Raw genomic sequence first — 21,277 nt, forward strand, 5'->3', positions numbered from 1 at the left:
GGGCACAAGGACGTCCCAGGCACACACAAGGAGAGCGATGTCCGAGATGCTGCGCGCCCCCGCCGAGGTCAAGTACGCGGAGGAGCTCGACTACCTGGAGTCGATCGACGACGGGCCGAAGCCGTTCGCGTGGCGGCTGTCCCCGCGGATGGTGCGGCTGTTCGTGCTCGGCTCGGAGCGGGCGGACGGGATCGACCGGGAGATCCCGCAGAAGTGGTTCGGCGACCGCAGCTTCGTGGAGCGGAGTATCGTGACGCTGGCGTCGGACCGGGGGCTGCTGCTGATCGGCGACCCGGGCACCGGCAAGAGCTGGCTCGCGGAGCTGCTGTCGGCGGCGGTCTGCCGGAACTCGACGCTGGTGGTGCAGGGCACGGCCGGCACCACCGAGGACCACATCAAGTACTCGTGGAACGTGTCCATGGTGATCGCGAAGGGCCAGTCGCGGGAGGCGATGATCCCGTCGCCGATCATGACGGCGATGGAGTCGGGGGTGATCGGCCGGTTCGAGGAGCTGACGCGCTCGACGAGCGACGTGCAGGACGCGCTGATCTCGATCCTGTCGGAGAAGTACGTGTCGATCCCGGAGCTGGACGACGACAACATCGTGTTCGCGCAGCCCGGCTTCTCGATCATCGCGACGGCCAACAGCCGGGACCGGGGCGTGAACGACCTGTCGTCCGCGCTGAAGCGGCGGTTCAACTTCGTCCGCATCCCGGTGGTGACGAACAAGAAGAGCGAGGCGGAGATCGTCCGGTTCCGGACGGCGGAGCTGCTGCGCCGCCACGAGATCGACCTGGAGGTGCCGCCGACGCTGCTGGACGTGCTGCTGCAGAGCTTCGCGGACCTGCGGTCGGCGGCGGAGTCGGCGACCAGCGACGACGAGAAGCTGGAGTCGGCGCTGTCGACGGCCGAGCAGATCGGGGTGCTGGAGGACGCGATCCTGCACAGCCAGTTCTTCGGCGACCGGACGCTGAAGGCGGAGACGCTCGGCAGCTCGCTCGTCGGGTCGCTGGCCCGCCGCGCCCCCGAGGACCTGGCGATCCTCAACAAGTTCTGGCACGGGGTCGTCGAACCGCGCGGCAAGGACGACGGGGCCTGGCGGGGCTTCCTCGAGGGCGGCCGCGAAACGATCGCGACGCTGTCTTGAGCACGGCCGTGTTCGACCCGCTGCGCGAGCAGCTGCTGGACGCGGCACGCACGTTCGGCGGCGACTCCGGCGAGGACGGGGTCGCGAAGCTGCTCGCCGCGATGGTCGACGACGTGGACCGGGCGCTGCGGGAGGAGCTGGAGATCTTCCCGGTCTGCCACCATTCGCCGTCGTCGGCGCTGGCGATGGCGCGGCGGCTGCGGGAGAAGCGGCCGAAGGTCGTCTACCTGGAGCTGTGCGAGGACTTCGCGCCCCTGCTCGCGGAGCTGAAGAACTGCCGGCTGCCGGTGGCGCTGCAGTCGTTCGCGACCGAGCTCGACGGGTTCCCGAAGACGTGGGCGCCGCTGAGCGTCGTGGCGCCGATCACCGAGGCGTCCGCCGAGTACCAGGCGATCGCGTACGCGCAGGAGACCGCCGGGGTCGAGCTGGTCCTCGTCGACCGGTCCACCGACCACGTCTACCAGTGGGACCCGCCCGAGCACGACGGCCCCGCCGAGGACGGCCCCGCCGAGCGGAACGACGCCGACGACGAGGACGCGCTGCACGGCGACGCGGTCGGTGTCGAGCTCGGCGGGCTGCGGCCCGGCTTCGCCGAGCTGGAGGAGCACCTGCTGCACCACGGGAAGGTGCGGCACTGGTCGGAATGGTGGGACCAGTACGTCGAGCAGCCCCTCGCGGGCGCCGACTACGCCACGTACCGGCAGGTCATGACGCTGATCGGCAGCCTGTTCCGGCGGCTGGACCCGCGTCCGCGCAACCGGGAGTGCAACGAGCGGCGCGAGCGGCACATGTGGACGCGGATGCGCGAGCACATCGCGGCGACGGGCGCCGACCCGGCCGACTGCCTGTACGTGTGCGGGGCGGCGCACGCCGTCAGCCGCGTCGACCAGTTCGGGCTGCACCCGGAGGCGGCCGAACCGTTCGAGATCCCGCCGCGCACGGGGACGAAGTGGCGATACGGGCTGATCCCGTCGAGCCATTCGGCGATCGAGGCGCAGTTCGGGCTCGCGCAGGGGTCGGTGTCGATCGCGGCGGCGACGTTCGCGAAGGCCGTCCGGCGCGGCGGGGTGACGCCGTTCCGGTTGAAGGGGCAGCGGGGAACGTCGTCCACCGGGCGGAAGAAGGCTCCCGCGCCCCCGGCCGTCCCCACGGACGGGGCCGCCGACCGGCTGTCGGGTTTCCTGTCCAGGCCGCCCGCCCTCGACCCGCTGGACGAGTCCGAGCTGCTCGGGTGGTGCGTCGACATCGTCGGGCTGGCGCGCCGCAACGGGTACCTGGCGTCGACCGCCGACGCGATCGCGGTGTTCGAGACGTCCGTGCTGCTGGCCGGGATGCGGGGCCGGACCCGCCCGACCCCGTACGACTTCCAGGACGCCGCCGTCACCTGCATCGAGAAGGACCGGGTGCCGGGCCGCCGGGACGTGGCGCGGCTCTGCGAGATCCTGCTCGGCGGTGACCGGATCGGCCAGGTCGGGTACGAGTCGCTGCCGCCGCTGGCCCGCGACGTCCTCGACCGGCTGGAGCCGCTGGGCCTCGACCTGCAGAAACGCACGGTGCAGCGGGCGCTGCTGAACCTCGACGCCGACCCGGGGCTGCGGCCGTGCTCCGACCTGCTCTGGGTGCTGCGGCGGCTGCTGCCCGACGACGCCGTCCGTCCGATCATGGGCGCGCGGGAGCTGGGCGAGCGGTCGATCCAGGAGAGCTGGGACGTCGCGATCGGCCGCAACCAGCGGTCGCTGGTGGAGCTGGGCTACGAGGGCGTCACCGTCGAGCAGGTCCTCGAGCGGCGGCTGCGGCGCGCCGTGTACGGCCCGAAGGCGACCGCCGCCGGGGCGCTGCGCGCCGTCGAGGACGCCGTGGTCCACCTCGGCGCGCGGCGGTTCGCGGACGAGCTCGGCGCGCGGGCCGTCGAGCTCCTCGCCGCCGAGCGGACCGTGGACGACGCCCCCGAGGTGCTGCGCCGGATCCGGCGGCTACTCGCGCACTACCGCGCGACCGAACCGGAGCTGCCGCGGTGGTGCCGCGAGTTCGTCACCGCCGGGTACACGCACTACTGCACGCTGCTGCCGACCGCGTTCGTGGACGACGGCACGGGCGTCCGGCAGGTCGCGGCGATGCTCGGGTTCCTGCTCGGGATGGAGAGCCTGGCGCTGTCCCTCGGCTGCGAGCGGGCCCAGCTCGAGCTGGCGGTGCGGCAGTCGCATCCGGAGGCGCCCGCGAAGATCGCGCTGCTGTGGGCGGCGAAGTCGCAGCTCGGGTTGATGCCGGTGGCCGACGTGCGGGCCCGCTGCGACGAGCTGCTGGCGTCGCCGCTGACGGTCCCGTCGTTCCCGCACTACCTGAGCGGTTTCGTGCAGGCCCTCGACCCGGCCCCGGCGCTCGCGCCGCTGGTCGTCGAGGTCCTGTCGAAGGCGTTCGGGCGCCTTCCGGACGCGGTGCTGCTGCCCTGGCTGCCGAAGCTGGTCCGGGCGCTGAAGGATCACGCGCGGGAGATGGTGCCGGTGCTCGTCCGCGAGGCGTCCCGCACGTTCCCGGGGTCCCTCCCGGCGCTGGACGCCTGGACGCCCGCGTGGTCGGACCCGCCGGGCGGGCCCCCGGCGCCCGGCACCGTCCCGTCCGCCGCGTCCGGCCCGGTGACGGACCTGCTGGCGGGGCACCCGGCGGCGTGCGACGCCGTCGCGTCCCTGCTGGGCCACCCGGCGGAGTGGCACCCGGCCCCGGCCGCGCCCGGCGGCGAAGCGGCCGGGCTGGTGGACCGGCATCCCGAGGCATCGGAGGCGGTCGCGGCGCTGCTCGCCCGGTAGCGGCCGCGAGGTCCCGCCGCACGAGAGCGGTGCCGTGGCCCCGGGTCGTCCTCCCGCCGCCACGGCACCGCCGGCCGGGCCGAATCCGGCCGGATGTGACAGGGAACCGGAAAACCCGTTCCGGGCATCCCATTCCGAACTCCTTCTCCTGGACGGCGCCGGCCGCCGGGTCTCCGACGGTCTGTCGGGGCGGCCGGCGGTGATCGGCGGCGGCTTCGCCGTCCTGCCCCCGTCCGAGATCGGCCACCGCGCCGACGGCTCCGGGGTGCGGGGCTTCGGCGTCCACCGCGTCCTGGGCTGAGGGCGCGCCGGGGCCGGCGAGGGGCGCGCGGATCACCCGACCGTGACCGAACCGCCACGCGCTGGATCTTGGACGGTGCGTGACGCGGTGCAGGCGGGCGCAAGGTGCTTGCACGCGCGCAAGCGACCGTGACCGGGGCCCGTGCGCTAGGTCAGAGTGAATGTCGTGCGAGCGGAACACCAGGTCGCCCGCAATGTTCCACGCCCATGTCCGACTCCCACCAGGTCATGGAACATGATGTTCGCTTACAGCCCGACACGGAGACGTGAAGCCGTCGCTGCCATGAACGCCACCGACACGTGGTCCGGAACGCCCGTGCTCGTCCCGGTTTCCGCGCCCGCCTTGGAACTCTCCGCTCCGGTCGGCCGCACCAACGGGTCGTCCGGTCGGCTGATCGGGGAGATCGACCTCGCCGCCACGCCGCCCGCCGTGCGGCTCGCCCGCTCCTACGTCCGCGAGCTCGTCGGGCAGCACTTCGGCGCCGACCGGAACCGGCTCGGCGACCTGGAGCTGCTGACGAGCGAGGCCATGACGAACGCGGTGCTGCAGGGCCGGCCCCGGCCGGACGGCACCGTGATGCTCGCCGTCCTGCACATCGACCGGTTCGTCCGGGTGGAGATCACCGACGGGGGCCCGCCGCCGGGACGTCCGGGCGGGCCGGACGAACCGGGCCCGCTGGAGGCCCGCGCCCTCGCGCTGATGAAGGCGCTCGCCGCGGACTTCGGCGTCCACCGCGGCCCGCAGGGGACGGCGGTCTTCTGGTTCGGCATGGGGGTCGAGGAGGGGTGGCGGCTGCCGTGACGCCGGTGTCCACGCTGAGCGCAGGGCACCGGCCCGGACCGTCCGGGCACGGACGCGGGGACGAGATCGCCGGACGCCGCGGCGGCGGACGGCCGAACGTCGCGCGGATCTGCGACTACTACCTCGGCGGGAAGGACAACTACGCGCTCGACCGGGAGTCGGCCGAGCGGGCGCTCCGGCGGGCGCCGATCATCCTGCGGCTCGTCCAGGCGAACAGGGGCTTCCTGGAACACGCCGCGCGGTTCCTCGCCGGGACGGAGGGGGTGCGGCAGTTCGCGGACATCGGCTGCGGGCTGCCCGCACCCGTCAACACCGCCGACGCCGTCCGGCGCGTCGACCCGGCCTGCCGCGTCGCCTACGTCGACAACGACCCGATGGTGCTCGCGCACGCCCGCGCGCTGCTCGCCGCCGAGCCCGGCACCGCCGCGGTCGACGGCGACCTGCGCGACCCGGCCGCGCTGCTCGAGCGTCCGGGGCTGCGCCGGCTGATCGACTTCGGCCGGCCGGTCGGGGTCCTGCTGTGCGGGGTGCTGGAGTTCCTCACCGACGCCGACGACCCGCCGGGCGTCGTGGCGGCGCTCGTGGACGGCCTGCCGCCGGGCAGCCATGTCGCCCTCACGCACATCGTGCGGACGCCCGAACTGGACGAACTGGGCGCGGCCGGCCACGAGCGGGGGCTGCCGTTCACCCCGCGCGACCGTGCGGAGATCGACCGCATCTGCGCCGCCCTCACGCCGGCCGACGGGTACCCGATGCCGCTGCCGCTCGGGGTGTCCGGCCGCCGGTCCGGACCGACGCCGATCGTCGGCTGCATCGGCCGCAGGCCGGACTGACCGGATCCGCCCGCCATGCCCGCGACCGCCTGCCTCCCCGCCCGCGATTCCGCCGTTCCGGATCGTCCGGTTTCGCTACGATCGAACCGTCGACACATGCCTTTTCCGGGACGGGCGATGACCGCGGACGGCGAGCCGAAGCCACTCTCCGAGATCACCAAGGACATGGGCCTCAACATGTCCGACGTGGCGGCCTTCTCCGGGCTGGACGAGAGCACCGTCTTCCGGCTGTGGGACAACGCGGAATGGCTCGACCGGGTCACCGGACGTTCGCTGCAGGCGCTGATGTCGTCGATTCCCGGGATCGCCGAGTACTCGATGGCGCACGCCGTCCGCAAGCGCCGCCACGCGCTGGTGGCCGATCTGCACCACGAGGGCCTCGAGGTCGACGTCCGCGTCCTGGAGGGGTCGGGGCTCCCGCAGCAGCACCTGCTGAACGCCCTCGAGGCCGGGCTGCACATCGTCCGCGGGCAGGCCACGCAGAAGACGTCGTCGTTCATCGCCCGTTTCTGGGGACGCGAGCAGGACAGCGCCCTGGAGGCGCTCTATTCGGCCGAGCCCGGCGCGGGACTGCTGCGCAATCCGGAGCGGCTGTTCGCGTCGTCGATCGACCTGGCGCCGCGGCTGAACCGCAAGTCGTACTCGTTCCACTCGATCCTCGCGCTCAACATCCTGACGCACCAGGTCAGCAAGGTCGGCGCCGAGATGGAGACCGACCTCGGCTTCGAGGTGCCCGGACGGCAGAACGCGTTCATGATGCGCGGCGTCGTCATGGGCCAGCTGATCAAGTCCGGCGACCTCGACCTCGCCGAGCGCTACCGCCGGGAACTGAACGCCACGCCCGTCTACGCGGCGCTGGAGGAATGGTCGTTCCCCACGTACATGCGGGACGGGCGGATCAGCTCGGACTTCACGCTCCCCAGTTCGCTCTCCCTGCGCAACACCGCGAACGAGGTGCTGCGGGAGATCACCGAGTACAACGACGCCTGCGTGTACTACCTGGCGTCGACCTATATTCCGCTGGCCCTGCGGCGCGACCCCGCGTTCGGCGGGAAGCTCCCGGAACTGATCCGGGCGCTGGAGCTGCGGATGGCCGACTGCCGGGACGGGAAAGTCCGGGAGACGTGCAACACGCTGGTGCGGCAACTGAAAGGCACCGCGTGAATCGACGCCCGGCACGGGCGTGGTTCGACGGGAAAGAATGGGGAGTCGGTGGAGGACACGGCGGAAGCTATCGCGAACCTGACGCGGCGGAGATGGGAGGACAACGCGGAGTACTGGGTCCAGGTGATCCGGGATCGCCGCGACCGGTACCGGGTGGAGCTGACCGACGCCGCCGTCCTCGACGCGATCGGCGACGGCACGGGACTGCGCGTCCTGGACGCCGGCTGCGGCGAGGGGTACCTGGCCCGGACGCTCGCCGCGCAGGGCGCGGACGTCCTCGGGGTGGACGTCTCGCAGGGGCTGATCGACGCGGCGTGCGCGGTCCCCTCGCGCGGCGCGCGGGGCTCGCTGTCGTTCGTCCGCGCGAGCGTCGACGACGTGCCCGCCGCCGACGGCGAGTTCGACCTCGTCGTCGCCAACCACCTGTTCAGCCACCTGCAGGACCCGACGCCCGCGATCGGGGAGTTCGCCCGCGTGCTGCGCGGCGGCGGCCGGCTGGTCGTGCTGACCCTGCACCCCTGCTTCTACGTGGAGAACTCCGAGCAGGGCGCGATGAACGGCGTCCCGGCGTCCCGCTACTTCCGCCAGCGCGGCGTCGACCAGTACTTCAACGTGGACGGCCTCGAGTCCCCCTCCATGATCACGTCGTGGCTGCGGCCGCTGGAGTACTACTCTGGAACGCTCCGAGACGCCGGTTTCGTGATCAGCGACCTGCGCGAGCCGCACCCGACGCCGGAGCAGCTCCGCGACGACCCGTGGTGGCGCAAGGGCTTCCCCACGGCGCTGTTCATGCTGCTGGTCGCCGAACGCCGCTGACCCTCCCGGCCGGGTCCGGCCGGCCGGGCGCGGAGGCCTTCACCGCGAGCGGGTCAGCTCGCGGCGGAGCCGGACGGCGAGTTCGTCCCGGTGCGTCGGGCTGAGGTCGTCCTCCTCCGGACGGCCGAGGCCGTCGAACACGCGCGGCCCGCGACGCTCCTCGGGCTGGTCGGGCATCCGGGGGATCACGTGGAAGTGGACGTGCGCGAACCCTTCGGCCTCCGCGAACTGGGCGATGTACGTCTTCGCGCAGCCGGTGACGGCGGGCAGGGCGCGCGACAGCCGAACCTGCCAGGAGCCGAGCAGTTCGGCTTCCGCGCGGGTGAGTTCGGCGATCGCCGTCACGTGCCGGAGCGGTGCGAGGACGAGCCAGCCGGGGGTGCCGGTGCCGAACGCGTGCGCGACGCGCCAGTGGTCGTCGGACGCGACGTGCTCGCGCGGGGGCAGCGTGAAGCGCTGGGCGTTGTGGTCGCAGATCAGGCAGTTCACGTATTCGAACCTAAACGGCCGGTGCCGGATCCGGCACCGGCCGTCCGGCCGTCCGATCGTCCGCTCAGGTGGTGCCGAGCGCGGTGTAGCCCTTGGACGCCGAGTAGGTCGTGAAGATCGCCGTGTTGCTACCCGCCGGGGACGGCAGGCCCGACTGCCAGTCGACGATGCCGTTGAACCAGCCGAACGGGCCGCAGTTCGCCGACTTCGGCACCGCGAAGGCGTTGTCGACCATGGTCGACCTGACCACCCACGGGTCGGTGGAGACGTCCACCGGCGTGGCGCCGGTGATCGGCTCGTTCGGCGGCGGCGGGTCCGTGGGCCCGAAACCGAGGTCGAGGGTGATCGGGTCCTCGTCCGTCCCGATCGTGCAGGTGTCGCCGAGCAGCGGGTTCTGCACGCTGATCTTCATGCGCTGCCGCATCTGGACGCCGGGTTCGGGGCTGAGCTCGAGGTCACCGGCGAGCTGGGGCTGCGCGTGGATCTGCATGATCGGCAGGAAGTCCGAGCCCGGGATGCCGAGGATGCCGCCCTCGACGCGGATCGGCTCGCTCTCCAGCGACTCGACGATCACCGTCTCCTCGAAGGTGATGGGGTCGAACCCGTTCGCGTAGACGATCGTGATCGGGCTGTGGATCTCCTGGTCGATCCCGCCGAGCGTCAGCTTCCCGCCCGTGATCTTCGCGACGGTGCACAGCCACAGGTTGGCGTCGGCTCCCTCGGGCAGCTCCGGGCACGTCTCGAAGCTGAACTCCGGGATCTCCTCGTCGGCCGCGGCGGGCGCCGCCTGCGCGACGAGGCCGGCCATGCCGACCGCCGTTCCCAGGACCGCCGCGGCGGCCCGGCGCGCTGTCGTTCGTCTCATCTGCTCTCCATCGTGGGTCGGGCGGGGTCGGGGGTCACAGGTCGGTGTAGGACTTCGCGGCCACGTACTGCTCGAAGACCGCCGTGTTGTTGCCCGCGTCCGACGGCAGCCCCGCGATCAGGTTCACCAGCCAGTTCCCGGAGTCGGCGATGCCGCAGTCGTCCGCGCCGGGGACGGCGAACGCGTTGTCGACGAGCGTCGTCTTGACGACCCACGGGTCGGTGGAAACGTCCACGGGCGGGCTGCCGGTGATGGGCTCGTTCGGCGGCGGCGGGTTCGTCGTCCCGACGGTCAGGTTCAGCTCGATCGGGTTGCTCGCGGTCCCGATCGTGCACTTGGAGCCGAGCAGCGGGTTGCGGAGCCTGACCCGCAGGTCCAGCTGCACGTTCCCGTCGACGAGGTCGAGGTCGACCGCCTCGGCCTTGGCGTAGACGGCGGTGACGAACGGGTCGCCGAAGATCCCCTCCTGGACCTGCATCCACTCGGACTCGAAGCTCGCGAGGATGGCGGTCTCCTCGAACGTCTCGGCGTCGAACCCGTTCGCGTAGACGAGCCTCATCGGGGAGTCGAGCTGCTGCTCGAAGCTGCCGAACGAGAACTCGCCGCCGCTGACGACGACGGCGTTGCACAACCAGTAGCCGGGCACGGCGCCCGCGGGCAGTTCGGGGCAGTCCTCGTGGCTGAACTCGGGGATCTCCTGGGCCGCGGCGGGCGCGGTGAGGGCGGTGCCGGTCAGGACGGCGCCGAGCGCGACGGCGGCGGCAGCGGCCACGCGGCGCAGCCGGAAGGGTGATCTCACAGCGATCTCCAAGGGGGTGGAGGGGGTCAGGGAGATCCGGCGCGGAGCGGGTCGCCGGGTGCGATGGTGCGGCCGTCCGGGTGGGGGTGGGATCACCGGACGGCCGCACCGGGTCTCGGGCGCGGGTCACACGGCCCGCGCGGTGCCGGTCATGGATCGGGGGCGGTTCAGGGGGCGATCGTTCAGGGGGCGATCGTGACGTCCGCGCCGGACGCCGTCACGATCTGGAACGTGGCCGAGACGGACGCCGAGCTGGGGCAGCCGCTGGTGCCGGAGACGAGCTGGAGCTGCTGGCCGGCCAGCTTGCCCTGCGAGTGCGCGTTGCCGGAGACCGGCTTGTTCGGGTTGTTGTGGTTGTACAGGTCGATCTGCAGCTGGGTGCTCCCGGTCAGGCCGAAGCTGCAGGTCTCCACCCGGCCGAGCGAGGTGAGGTTGAGGGTGGCCTCGATCTCCACGTTCGGGTTCGGGGAGTTGATGTAGATGTACCCGTCGCGGTTGTTGGTGTGCGCGGCGTCGTACGTCGCCCCGCCGCCCGTGTAGGGCAGGTTGAGCGCGTCGATGACGGTGGTGCCGCCCTTGTTGTTGGTGCAGTCCGGGTTGCCGGCGGTGGGCATGTCGGCTGCGTCGAGCGAGCCGTTGGTCCCGTCGGAATCGACGGACGCCTGCAGTTCCGCGGTGGTGCACGTGGTCTGGATCAGTCCGAGCGAGCTGACGCCCGTCAGGACGACGTTGGAGAGGTTCGTGCCGACGACGGTGCCGCTGAACGGGGCCCCTCCGGACTCGATGGTGGTGGCGCCGGCGGCGGTGGCGCCGCCGAGGACGAGCGCGCCGGCGCCGAGCAGGGGCAGGGCGACTCTGGTGAACTTCCGCATGATCCGGTCCTTTCGGTGGGGGTGGGGACGAATCCCTGCGGTGCACGAACCGAAACATAAACTGCTCGGTTTCTCAAGAACTGGACCGTACCCGTACGCCGGTTGGGCCGTTTTCGGATTCGCGTTAACGGCGGACCGGCGGCACCCTTTTCACGGTTCGCCAGGCCACCTCTCCGCGATGAGCCAGTGACCGATGGCAAGAACCCGCCGGACGATGTGACGCCGATCACCGCGCGGGGCGCGGGTCACCGGGGCTTGCGGGCGGGACCGGAACGTGTCCTGATACGGCCACGAACCGATCGACGCCCGGGCGCGTCGGCCCTGGGACTCGGTCCGGGTCAGTGGTCCGCGGAGCGCGGGGCGGGGAGCGCGTACATCCGGACGAGCCCGCGGCGCAGTGCGGGCAGCGCGTGCGCCTCCCCGCGGCTGATGCGGCTGTAGAGCACCTCGTGGACGCCGCCGACGATCACCTCGGCGGCCAGCTCCGGCTCGGGGAAGTCCGGGTACATCGCGAGCAGGTGCTCGACCACGGTCGTGCTGAAGTGCCGCTTGACCCGGTCCCGGCGCGCCACGGCCTCCGGCCCGGCCGCCAGCACCTCGACCACGGCCATCCGGGCGCCCAGCGGCTCCGACGCCAGGAACTCCAGCAGGGCGCCGAGGCCCGCGCGCAGCCGCGCGTCCGGTTCGCTGCGCTCCGCGGCGGCGTCGTCGAACGCCGCCGTCATCCGCGACGCGACCGATTCGCACGCCGCGAAGAACGCCTCCTCCTTGTTACGGAAGTGCTCGTAGAACGTCTTCTTGGAGATGGCGGACGCGCCGACGATGGCGTCGATCGTGAGCTGCGAGTAGCCCCGGCCGCCGACGACCTCGGTCACCGCGCGCAGGATGCGGGCGCGCTGGTTGCTGGCGACGTAGTCCCGCGACAGCCGGTGCCGGCCGGACGGCAGCCGCGCCGCCTCGCCCGTCGCGTTCCGCGCCCGATCCCCCCGATCGCCGTGTCCCATGCTCCGCCCATCGCGTCCGGTAACGCTCTCGACGGCCGATTCTACGGCGCACCCCCCGGGCGGAGGTTGTCACGACTGCACGGACTCCAGGGCGGGACCGCTCAGCTTCGACACCACGGGGTTGGGTTCGCGGGCGCGGAGCACGGCCTCCCGGGCGGCCGTGGTGCGGCGCGAGCGCCACCGGTGGGCGGCCTGCCGGTGGAACCGCGTGACGTGCGCCGGGGCGGGACGCGACCGTCCGGACAGCCCGTACCCGTGCCGCTGGAGCCGCGACGCCAGGACGTGCTCGACCAGGTCGGCCTCCCAGTCCTCCAGCCGCTTCGCCCAGGCGCCGACGACGCCGGCGTTCGGCGCCTCGTGGGTGCCCAGGTGCCATCGGCGTTCCTGCGGGACGGTCGCGCGCGCGTGGTGCTGCGGCTCCGCCATGGCCGGGTCGTAGTCCTCGCCGAGGAACGCGCACAGCCGTTCCAGCTCCCGCTCGGGGTCCTCGACCAGGTCCTCGTAGCGGAACTCGTAGAAGGTCTCCGGACCGAGCCGGGTGCTGAGGCGGCGGCCGATGTCGACGGCGTCCCGCCAGGTCAGCGTGGCCGAGAACAGGTCGCCGTCGTACCAGGGCATCCGGTTCAGCGAGCTGACGGCGTCGCGCCCGTCCCGGATCAGGTGGACGAACTGGGCGTCGGGGAACATCCGCCGCAGCGCACCGATCCGGCGGATGTAGCTCGGCCGCTTGTCACCCCAGCGCGGCTTGCCGTTCTCGCGGGCGTACGCGCGGAAGACGGTCGCGATCGCCGAGCCGAGGGTGGGCGGCGCGGCGGCGATCTCCTCGATCGTCGCGTCCGGGTCGAGCTTCAGCGCCTTGAACTTCGTGGTCTTGCCCTTGGCGATCCACTCGCCGAGCGCCCGCCGGTTCTCCGCCCGGTCCAGGTCGCCGAAGTCGTGGCGGGCGTCGTAGGCGGTGTGGACGAACCTCGTCTCGGACGGGAGCGCGATCCGCGGGTGGCAGTGGAGCATCTGCTGCAGCAGCGTCGTGCCCGACCGCGGGCAGCCGACGACGAAGATCGGCCGATGGGACGGAGTCGTCATGCCAGGCCAATGTACGCCCCTGACCTGAGCGTACGGTCCAGCGAACCTCAAAATAGCCTGAAAGTTCGACCCCGAAGCGCGAGTGATCCACTACCCTCCGTGCCGGAACATATTAAAATCTTGCCTTTCGGTAAGTAGTGCGCTAATCTAACTATCGGTGTGCCGGGAAGCCTGGTCGGCGAGATGCAGGAGTCGTCTCGTGACCAGGAGAGATATGACCCAGTGCCTTAGAGAGCACCACACCCCACGGCCCGCCGGATTCTCCGGCCTGCGCCTCGCCGCACTGGCAGCGGCCTTTCCTGATAGCTGAGCCCGCTAACCCCGCATTCGTGTTCACCTGACCGGGGCGCGCTTCGGCGCGCGCACCGGCAGCTCACCGATGTCTCCAGGCGGAAGCGTGCTTTCTCATGTCCGAATTCTTTGACGCCGCGCTCGGTTTCCCGACGGCGCTTTTCAGCTTCGCACTGCTCGTCGTGGCCGGCTACTGGGCGCTGGTCCTGCTCGGCGCGCTGGGCGTCGACCTCCTCGACGGCGACGCCGGCGGCGGCGCCGGTACCGGTACCGGTGACGCCGCGGACGGCTCCGGGGACGGCTCCGGGGACGGCTCCGGGGACGGCTCCGCCGGTGGCGGGCTGCTCGCGGCGGCCGGGCTCGGCGGCGTCCCGGTCACCGTGGCGCTGTCCGCGCTGATCTGCCTCACCTGGTTCGCGAGCCTGGCCGGCTCCGCGTTCTCCGAGGCCACGGTGCTGCGGGCGCTGCTGCTGCCCGCCGCGCTCACCGCTGGGTGGGCCGCCACGCGCGCGCTCGTCCTGCCGCTGCGCCGGCTGTTCCGCGACTCCCCGGGGACGTCCCTGCGCGAGTTCGTCGGCCTGCCGTGCGTCGTCCGGACGGGACGCGTGGGCCCCGACTTCGGGCAGGCCGAGGTGTCCGCGCCGGGCGGCACGACCGCGCTCGTCCAGGTGCGGGTGCCCGCCGCGGACGTCCCCGTGGCGGGGGCGGCCCAAGGCACCGCGCTCACCGCGGGAAGCACCGCGCTGATCTTCGATTACGACTCGGCCGGACAGTTCTTCTGGATCATGCCGCACGATTCCGTGCTCGATCCGCCGGCCGGCTGAATCCCCGCGGCCGAAATCCGCACCCCCCGCAGCCGAATTCCGCGCTGCCCTACGCCCCCCGCACCCTCAATCCCCCGCGCCGTCAATCCCCCGCGCCGTCAATTCCCCCACCCGAGAGGGATCACCGATGGATGCCATCACGATCGGAGCGGGCGTGCTCATCGCGCTCGTCCTGCTCATCGCACTCGCCCTGCTGCTCCTGGTCAGGAAGCTGTTCCGCAAGGTCGACCAGGGCCGCGCACTGATCATTTCGAAACTGCGGAAGGTGGACGTCACCTTCACCGGCGCGGTCGTCCTGCCGGTCCTGCACAAGGCCGAGGTCATGGACATCTCGGTGAAGACGATCGACATCGAGCGGACCGGGCGGGACGGCCTGATCTGCAAGGACAACATCCGTGCCGACATCCGGATCACGTTCTTCGTCCGTGTGAACAAGACGATCGAGGACGTCATCAAGGTCGCGCAGGCGATCGGGACGGAGCGGGCGAGCAGCCAGGAGACCCTCCAGGAGCTGTTCGCGGCGAAGTTCTCCGAGGCGCTGAAGACCGTCGGCAAGCACCTCGACTTCACCGACCTCTACACCCGCCGCAACGAGTTCCGCGACCACATCATCCAGGTCATCGGCACCGACCTGAACGGCTACGTCATCGAGGACGCGGCGATCGACTACCTCGAGCAGACGTCGCTGCTCTCGCTCGACAAGTCGAACATCCTCGACGCCCAGGGCATCCGCAAGATCACCGAGCTGACGGCGATCGAGCACGTCCGCACGAACGAGCACGCGCGCAACGAGGAGAAGGAGATCAAGCGCCAGAACGTGGAGGCGCGCGAGGCGATCCTGGAGCTGGAGCGCCGCAACGCGGACGCCGAGCTGCGGCAGGAGCGCGAGGTCGAGACCGTCCGGGCCCGCGAGCAGGCGGAGATCGAGCGGGTCAAGGCCGAGGAGCGGCTGCGGGCGCAGACCGCGCACATCCGGACGGACGAGCAGCTCGGCGTGCAGCACGAGAACCGGGACCGGGAGGTCGCGGTCGCGGCGAAGAACAAGGAGCGGGTGCTCGCCATCGAGAGCGAGCGGATCGAGAAGGACCGCCTGCTGGAGGTCATCGCCCGCGAGCGCGAGACGGAGCTGACCCGCATCGCCGCCGACAAGGAGGTCGAGGGCGAGAAGCGGGACATCGCGAACGTGGTCCGGGAGCGGATCGCGGTCGAGCGGACCGTCGCCGAGCAGGAGGAGGAGATCAAGCGGCTGCGGGCGGTCGAGGAGGCCGAGCGGACGCGGCAGGCGATCGTCATCCAGGCGGAGGCCGAGGCGCAGGAGGGCCTGGTCAAGGACATCAAGGCCGCCGAGGCGGCGGAGGCGGCGGCGCAGCACCGGGCCCGCGAGGAGCTGGTGCTGGCCGAGACCCGGCAGCAGACCGCCGAGCTGGACGCGCGGGCGAAGATCCGGCTGGCCGAGGGGCTGCAGGCGGAGGCCGCCGCGGCGGGACTCGCCGAGGTGCGGGTCCGCGACGCCGACGCCGAGGTCATCGAGAAGGCCGGGCGCGCGGAGGCGATCGTCCTGCGCGAGCGCGCGGTCGTCGAGGCCGAGCGGATCCGCGAGAGCCTCAAGGCCGAGGCGGAGGGGCTCACCGAGAAGGCCGACGCGATGGCCGCGCTCGACGACGTCACCCGCAAGCACGAGGAGTACCGGCTGCGGCTGGAGACGGAGAAGGAGATCCGGCTCGCCGGGCTCGACGTCCAGCGGCAGGTCGCCGAGGCGCAGGCCACGGTGCTGGCGACCGGGCTGGAGCGCGCCGACATCAGCATCGTCGGCGGCGAGAGCACCTTCTTCGACCGGGTCGTCGGGTCGATCGCGCTCGGCAAGAGCGTGGACGGCTTCGTGCAGAACTCCGAGGTCGCGCGGTCGGTCGCGCAGCCGTGGCTGGACGGGACGGGCAGCCTGACCGACGACCTGTCCCGCGTCCTCGGCTCGCTCGGCGCGGACGGCGTCCGCGATGTCACCCTGTCGGCGCTGCTCATGCGGCTGATCGCGGCGGGCGGACCGCAGTCCGCCGGGTTCACCGACCTGCTCGACACCGCGCGGCGGCTCGGCGTCGCCGACGCGCCGCTCGCGGCCGCGCCGCCGGCGAGCGCGAACGGGACCGACCTGACGGTCACGGCCTGAGAGACGCCGCCCGAGACCGCGGCGGGCCGCCCCAGCACAGGGGCCTGGGGCGGCCCGCCGCACCCCGACGAGGGAGGAAGCGCGTGAGCGAGAACATCGAGGAGACCGCGGCCGACGCGACCGCGACCGGCGGCACCGGCGCCGACGGTGCCGCCGGTGCCGGACTCGACGGTGCCGGACTCGACGGTGCCGGACTCGACGGTGCCGGACTCGACCACGGGACGTACGAGGTGCTGCGCGCCCGGCTCGCCGAGCACGCGGGCGAGCTCGCGCGGCGCGCGGAGGCGCTGAACGCCCGGCGGCTGGAGGTGTTCGGCGGCGGCGGCCTGCGGCTGGCGGGCACCGAGCGGGTCCGGACGCCGTCCGCCCGGGTGCCGCGCGACATCGTCGCGCTCGGCGGGACGCTGCTGCTCGGCGGCACCCCCGCGCCCGGTGCGAAGGCCGAGACCGAACCCGAGGACGTCTTCTCCCTGCACCCCGCCGTGCCCGCCGCCGACGCCGCCCACGGCCCGGACGGACGCGACGGCCCGGACGGTCCGTCGTTCGGCGGCTCCGGCTCGGTGCCGGGGCTGCTCGACGACCCGCGCTTCCGCCGCGACTTCGCCGACATATACCGCTACTACCGGCAGGCGCGCCTGCTCCGGCTGCGGCTCCTGGGCGGCCGCCTCCTCGCGGTGTTCCAGACCGGCCCGCGCCTGTCCGACCGGCGCGTCCTGCGCTGGCGGGTGGCCCCGGACGGGGCGGTGACCTACGAGGACAACCACGGCGAGCGCGACGACCGGTCGCCGCCCGCGCACGACCTCGACTGGACCGAGACGACCCGCGACGACCACGTCCCGGGACGCCGCCCGCACATCGCGATCCGGGACGCGCTGCACGTCTCGACGGTCGGCGGCGCCCTCACGATCGCGACGCCGGACGGCACGGAGATCCACTCCGAGCCGGTCGACGAGCCGCTGCAGAGCCTCGCGGACGCCGACGTCCTGCACGCCCGCGTCGGCGCGCTCGTCCTGCTGCGGATCCGTCCCTACAACGAGACGGCGTGGCGGTACCTCGTGCACAACACCCGGACGCGCGACGTCGTCCGGCTGGACGGCCTGGAGCGGGCGTGCCGCCGCCTGCCCGGCGACGACGGCGTCGTGTTCCCGGGCGGGTTCCTGCTGGACACCGGCACCGTCAAGACGTTCGACACCGACGTGGCCGGCCTGGAGTACGAGCGGACGATCCGCTCCCCCAACGGCGAGGACGTCGTCTACGCGTTCTGCTCGCGCGCCGACGGCCGCACGCTGCTGCTGCCCTACAACGTGATCCGCAAGGAGGTCGCGACGCCGATCGCCTGCCACGGGTACGCGCTGTTCGACGACGGCGCGCTGGTGGTGCTGCGGGCCGCGTCGGGCGAACCGGCGGGCGTCCACCCGGTGCAGGTGTGGGCGACGCCGTTCGTCTCCGACGACCACGCCGCCGCGCAGCCGGTCGGCACCGGCCCGCTGGAGCGGGTGGGGAACGCCGACCTCGTGAGGGGGATCTCCGAGTGCCTGTCGGTGGTGCGGATGGTGGGCGAGATGTCCCCGTCCGCGCCGGTCTTCGAGGCGCTCATCGGGGCCTGCACCCGGACGGCCGACCTGCACCACTGGCTCGCCGAGCCCGACCTGGGCGCGCTCGCCGGACCGCTCGCGGACGTCCGCGCGGCGGCCGTCCAGGTCCTGGACGAGTACGAGAACGTGCGGGCGCTCACCGCCGAGGCGGAGACCGCCGTCGCGGAGGCCGCCGAGCGGGTGCGGGGGCTACTGCGCCGCGTGGAGGCGGAGCCGCCCGCGACGGCGGACGGCTGGGTGGCGCGGCTCGCCGAACTCCGGCGCGTGCAGGGCCGCCTGGAGTCGCTGCGCGAACTCCGCTACGCCGACGCCGGGCGGATCGACGAGCTGGCCGAGTCGGCGTCCGGCGGGCTGCACGAGACGGGGCGCGGCGCCGTCGGGTTCCTGCAGCACGCGGACGCCTTCACCGGCTACCACGCCGAGGTGGAGCGGATCGCCGAGCAGGCCGCCGGCATCGCGACGGCCGCCGAGGCCGCGCCGCTCGCCGACCTCCTCGACGCGCAGCACGAGGGGCTCGACGTCGTCACCGAGGTCGTCGGGGACCTCGACGTCTCCGACGCCACCGCCCGCACCGCGATCCTGGAGCGGGTCGGCGAGGTGCTCGGCGGGCTGAACCGGGCCCGCGCCGTCCTGGACGGCCGCCGCCGCGAGCTGCTCGCACGCGAGGGCCGCGCCGCGTTCGCCGCCGAACTCGCGCTCCTCGACCAGTCCATCGCGAGCGCCCTCGCCGCCGCGACCACCCCCGAGGGCTGCGACGACCAGCTCGGCCGGTTGCTGCTCCGACTCGAGACCCTCCAGGCACGCTTCGCCGAACTCGACGACTTCCTCGCCGAACTCGAGACGAAGCGCACCGAGGTCTACGAGGCGTTCTCGTCCCGCAAGCAGGCGCTCCTGGACGAGCGCGCCCGCCGCACCGACCGGCTCGTCTCGTCCGCGGACCGCATCCTGGCGGGCGTCCGGCGCCGCGCCGCCACGCTCGCCTCGCCGGACGAGGTCAACGCCTACTTCGCCACCGACGCGATGGTGGCGCGGCTCCGCGCGATCACCGGGGAGCTGCGCGACCTGGACGACGCCGTCCGCGCCGAGGACCTCGAGGGCCGGGTCAAGTCGGCCCGGCAGGAGGCCGGGCGGGCGCTGCGCGACCGGCTCGACCTGTACGACGGCGACACGATCCGGCTCGGCCGGCACCGGTTCGCCGTCAACACGCGCCCCATCGAGCTGACGCTCGTCCCGCACGACGGCTCGCTCGCGTACGCGATCACCGGGACCGACTACCGCGCCCCGGTGCGCGACGCCGCGCTCGCGGACGCCGCGCTGTGGGGGCGGACGCTCGTCTCCGAGGGCCCGGACATGTACCGGGCCGAGTACCTGGCGACGTCCGTCCTCGCCGGTTCGGACGACGCCGAGCTGCGGGCCGCCGCCGCGTCCGGCGGGCTCCTCGACCTCGTCCGGTCGGCCGCCGCGGACCGCTACGACGAGGGCTACGAGCGCGGCGTCCACGACCACGACGCCACCGCGATCCTGTCCGCGCTGCTGGACCTGCGGGCCGGCGCGGGCCTGCTGCGCTACCCGTCCCGCGCCCGCGCGAACGCCCGCCTGTTCTGGGCGCACGGCACGTCCGGCGCGTCCGGCGCGTCGGCCTGGACGGTCCGGGCGCGCTCGCTCGTCCGCGCGCGGGACGCGTTCGGGCGCGACACCGTCGCCGATCTCGTCGCCGAACTGTCGGCGGCCGTCGCCGAGTTCATCGCGCCGCTCGGGCTGCCCGCCGACCCGCTCGCGGCCGAGTACCTGGTCGAGGAGCTGGCGACCGCCCCGGACGGCTTCGTCACCGGCCCCGGGGCGCGCGAGCTGCTCGAGGGGTTCGGCGAGGCGCACCGCGCCGCGCTCGACGGCGACCTGGCCGCCCTCGGGGAGGCCGGTCCCGGCGGCCTGCCCGCCCGCGTCCAGCTCGCCGCCGCGTGGCTCGGCGCGTCCGTCCCGGCCGGCCACCCCGACCTGCCGGAGGCCGTCGCGGCGCTGCTGTGCGACGTCCCGTCCTACGACTCCCCCGCCGCGCTCACCGCGACCGTCGACGGCCTGCTCGGCGCGCACCCCCGCATCGCCGGGCGCCGCCTCGACCTGCGCCTGGACGAGGTCCTCGCCCGGTCGCGGCACTTCCGGACCCGCGACGTCCCCGCGTTCCGGGAGCACCAGAAGCGGCGGGCCGAGCTGCTGTCCGCCGAGGAGAAGCGGCTCGGCGTCGCCGAACTGCGGCCGCGCACGATGAGCGCGTTCGTCCGCAACCGGCTCGTCGACGAGGTGTACCTCCCGCTCATCGGCGACAACCTCGCCAAGCAGCTCGGCGCCGCCGGGGACGGCAAGCGCACCGACCGGATGGGCCTGCTCATGCTCATCTCCCCGCCCGGCTACGGCAAGACGACCCTCGTCGAGTACGTCGCCGACCGGCTCGGCCTCGCGCTCGTCAAGGTCGACGGCCCGTCCCTCGGCCACGACGTCACCTCGCTCGACCCCGAGCAGGCCCCGAACGCCGCCGCCCGCCGCGAGGTCGAGAAGATCAACTTCGCGCTGGCGCTCGGCGACAACGTGCTCCTCTACCTGGACGACATCCAGCACACCTCGCCCGAACTCCTGCAGAAGTTCATCCCGCTGTGCGACGCCCAGCGCCGCATCGAGGGCCACGACCTGCGCGGCAAGCGCTTCGCGGTCTGCATGGCGGGCAACCCCTACACCGAGTCGGGCACCCGCTTCCGCGTCCCCGACATGCTCGCCAACCGCGCCGACGTCTGGAACCTCGGCGACGTCCTGTCCGGGAAGGACGACCTGTTCGCGCTCAGCTACATCGAGAACGCCCTCACCTCCAACCCCGTCCTCGCGCCGCTGACCTCGCACGACCGCGACGACGTCGAACTGCTCGTCCGGCTCGCCGCCGGCGACCCGGCGGCGCGCCCCGACCGGCTCTCGCACCCCTACTCGCAGGCCGAACTGGACCAGATCCTCGCCGTGCTGCGGAAGCTCGTCGCCGCGCAGCGCGTCGTCCTGTCGGTGAACCGGGCGTACATCGCGTCGGCCGCGCAGGACGACGCGTCCCGCACCGAGCCCCCGTTCCGGCTGCAGGGCTCGTACCGCGACATGAACAAGCTCGCCGAACGCATCGTGCCGGTGATGAACGACGCCGAACTCGGCGCGGCGATCGACGACCACTACCGGGCCGAGTCGCAGACGCTCACGTCCGACGCGGAGGCGAACCTGCTGAAGCTCGCCGAACTCCGCGGAACCCTGACGCCCGGCGCGTCCGCGCGCTGGGCGGAGGTCAAGGAGGCCTACCGGCGGTCCCGCACCCTCGACGCCGAGGACCCGACCGTCGGCGCCCTCCTCCACCTCGCCGACCAGGTCGCGGCCCTGCGCAACGGCGCCGTCCGATGAGC

15 protein-coding genes are annotated in these 21,277 nt (G+C 72.9%); 9 read left to right on the forward strand and 6 right to left on the reverse strand.

The genetic code is table 11. From position 1 onward, the window contains the following. Positions 1-37: 37 nt before the first annotated feature. The 6 genes from F7P10_RS10570 to F7P10_RS10590 all read left to right on the forward strand — a co-directional run bounded on the left by F7P10_RS10570 (position 38) and on the right by F7P10_RS10590 (position 7,866). Positions 38-1,147: an AAA family ATPase gene (locus F7P10_RS10570; protein WP_151009182.1), complete on the forward strand. Its 1,110-nt coding sequence runs from the start codon at positions 38-40 to the stop codon at positions 1,145-1,147. Continuing rightward, the gene (locus F7P10_RS10575; protein WP_151009183.1) at positions 1,144-3,951 is read left to right on the forward strand and encodes a DUF5682 family protein; all 2,808 of its coding nucleotides are present in this window, start codon (positions 1,144-1,146) and stop codon (positions 3,949-3,951) included. The genes F7P10_RS10570 and F7P10_RS10575 overlap by 4 nt, the downstream gene beginning before the upstream one ends. A 583-nt stretch (positions 3,952-4,534) precedes the next feature. Then, on the forward strand, positions 4,535-5,053 hold the full coding sequence (locus F7P10_RS42220) for an ATP-binding protein (protein ID WP_176611400.1): 519 nt from the start codon (positions 4,535-4,537) through the stop codon (positions 5,051-5,053). After that, the gene (locus F7P10_RS42225; protein ID WP_176611401.1) at positions 5,038-5,886 is read left to right on the forward strand and encodes an SAM-dependent methyltransferase; all 849 of its coding nucleotides are present in this window, start codon (positions 5,038-5,040) and stop codon (positions 5,884-5,886) included. The genes F7P10_RS42220 and F7P10_RS42225 overlap by 16 nt, the downstream gene beginning before the upstream one ends. Positions 5,887-5,982: 96 nt before the next feature. Next, a complete protein-coding gene (locus tag F7P10_RS10585) occupies positions 5,983-7,050 on the forward strand; it encodes a hypothetical protein (protein ID WP_151009185.1) in 1,068 nt (355 codons plus the stop codon). Positions 7,051-7,098: 48 nt separating this feature from the next. Then, positions 7,099-7,866, forward strand: a complete 768-nt coding sequence (locus tag F7P10_RS10590) for a class I SAM-dependent methyltransferase (protein WP_176611403.1) — start codon at positions 7,099-7,101, stop codon at positions 7,864-7,866. A 39-nt stretch (positions 7,867-7,905) separates the two neighbouring features. Here the strand turns inward: F7P10_RS10590 and F7P10_RS10595 are convergent, their stop codons facing one another. The 6 genes from F7P10_RS10595 to F7P10_RS10620 form a co-directional block, all read right to left on the reverse strand. Then, the gene (locus F7P10_RS10595) at positions 7,906-8,355 is read right to left on the reverse strand and encodes an HIT family protein (RefSeq protein WP_151009187.1); all 450 of its coding nucleotides are present in this window, start codon (positions 8,353-8,355) and stop codon (positions 7,906-7,908) included. A 64-nt stretch (positions 8,356-8,419) separates the two neighbouring features. After that, on the reverse strand, positions 8,420-9,220 hold the full coding sequence (locus F7P10_RS10600) for a hypothetical protein (RefSeq protein WP_151009188.1): 801 nt from the start codon (positions 9,218-9,220) through the stop codon (positions 8,420-8,422). 34 nt (positions 9,221-9,254) lie between these two features. Further along, positions 9,255-10,019, reverse strand: coding sequence for a hypothetical protein (locus tag F7P10_RS10605; RefSeq protein WP_151009189.1), 765 nt, complete (start codon positions 10,017-10,019; stop codon positions 9,255-9,257). 182 nt (positions 10,020-10,201) lie between these two features. Next, positions 10,202-10,891: a hypothetical protein gene (locus F7P10_RS10610; protein WP_151009190.1), complete on the reverse strand. Its 690-nt coding sequence runs from the start codon at positions 10,889-10,891 to the stop codon at positions 10,202-10,204. 338 nt (positions 10,892-11,229) lie between these two features. Continuing rightward, positions 11,230-11,895 carry a TetR/AcrR family transcriptional regulator gene (locus F7P10_RS10615; RefSeq protein WP_151009191.1) on the reverse strand — a complete coding sequence of 222 codons (666 nt, stop codon included), beginning with the start codon at positions 11,893-11,895 and terminating at the stop codon, positions 11,230-11,232. A gap of 69 nt (positions 11,896-11,964) precedes the next feature. Beyond that, entirely contained in the window at positions 11,965-12,978 is a 1,014-nt protein-coding gene (locus tag F7P10_RS10620) for a sulfotransferase (RefSeq protein WP_151009192.1), read from the reverse strand. A 407-nt stretch (positions 12,979-13,385) separates the two neighbouring features. Here F7P10_RS10620 and F7P10_RS10625 point away from each other — a divergent pair, with 407 nt between their 5' ends. The 3 genes from F7P10_RS10625 to F7P10_RS10635 all read left to right on the forward strand — a co-directional run bounded on the left by F7P10_RS10625 (position 13,386) and on the right by F7P10_RS10635 (position 21,275). Further along, positions 13,386-14,093 carry a hypothetical protein gene (locus tag F7P10_RS10625; RefSeq protein WP_151009193.1) on the forward strand — a complete coding sequence of 236 codons (708 nt, stop codon included), beginning with the start codon at positions 13,386-13,388 and terminating at the stop codon, positions 14,091-14,093. A 127-nt stretch (positions 14,094-14,220) separates the two neighbouring features. Further along, positions 14,221-16,257, forward strand: a complete 2,037-nt coding sequence (locus tag F7P10_RS10630) for a flotillin family protein (protein ID WP_151009194.1) — start codon at positions 14,221-14,223, stop codon at positions 16,255-16,257. A gap of 230 nt (positions 16,258-16,487) precedes the next feature. Then, positions 16,488-21,275, forward strand: coding sequence for a DNA repair ATPase (locus F7P10_RS10635; RefSeq protein ID WP_254716748.1), 4,788 nt, complete (start codon positions 16,488-16,490; stop codon positions 21,273-21,275). Positions 21,276-21,277: the final 2 nt, after the last annotated feature.

The organism is Actinomadura sp. WMMB 499 (assembly GCF_008824145.1).
Lineage (GTDB): Bacteria > Actinomycetota > Actinomycetes > Streptosporangiales > Streptosporangiaceae > Spirillospora.

Excerpts from the sequence above, each read along its gene's own strand:
- F7P10_RS10570 (WP_151009182.1), top strand. The coding sequence starts at position 38 with ATGTCCGAGATGCTGCGCGCCCCCGCCGAGGTCAAGTACGCGGAGGAG.
- F7P10_RS42220 (WP_176611400.1), top strand. The coding sequence starts at position 4,535 with ATGAACGCCACCGACACGTGGTCCGGAACGCCCGTGCTCGTCCCGGTT.
- F7P10_RS10585 (WP_151009185.1), top strand. The coding sequence starts at position 5,983 with ATGCCTTTTCCGGGACGGGCGATGACCGCGGACGGCGAGCCGAAGCCA.
- F7P10_RS10600 (WP_151009188.1), bottom strand. The coding sequence starts at position 9,220 with ATGAGACGAACGACAGCGCGCCGGGCCGCCGCGGCGGTCCTGGGAACG.
- F7P10_RS10610 (WP_151009190.1), bottom strand. The coding sequence starts at position 10,891 with ATGCGGAAGTTCACCAGAGTCGCCCTGCCCCTGCTCGGCGCCGGCGCG.
- F7P10_RS10615 (WP_151009191.1), bottom strand. The coding sequence starts at position 11,895 with ATGGGACACGGCGATCGGGGGGATCGGGCGCGGAACGCGACGGGCGAG.
- F7P10_RS10620 (WP_151009192.1), bottom strand. The coding sequence starts at position 12,978 with ATGACGACTCCGTCCCATCGGCCGATCTTCGTCGTCGGCTGCCCGCGG.
- F7P10_RS10625 (WP_151009193.1), top strand. The coding sequence starts at position 13,386 with ATGTCCGAATTCTTTGACGCCGCGCTCGGTTTCCCGACGGCGCTTTTC.
- F7P10_RS10630 (WP_151009194.1), top strand. The coding sequence starts at position 14,221 with ATGGATGCCATCACGATCGGAGCGGGCGTGCTCATCGCGCTCGTCCTG.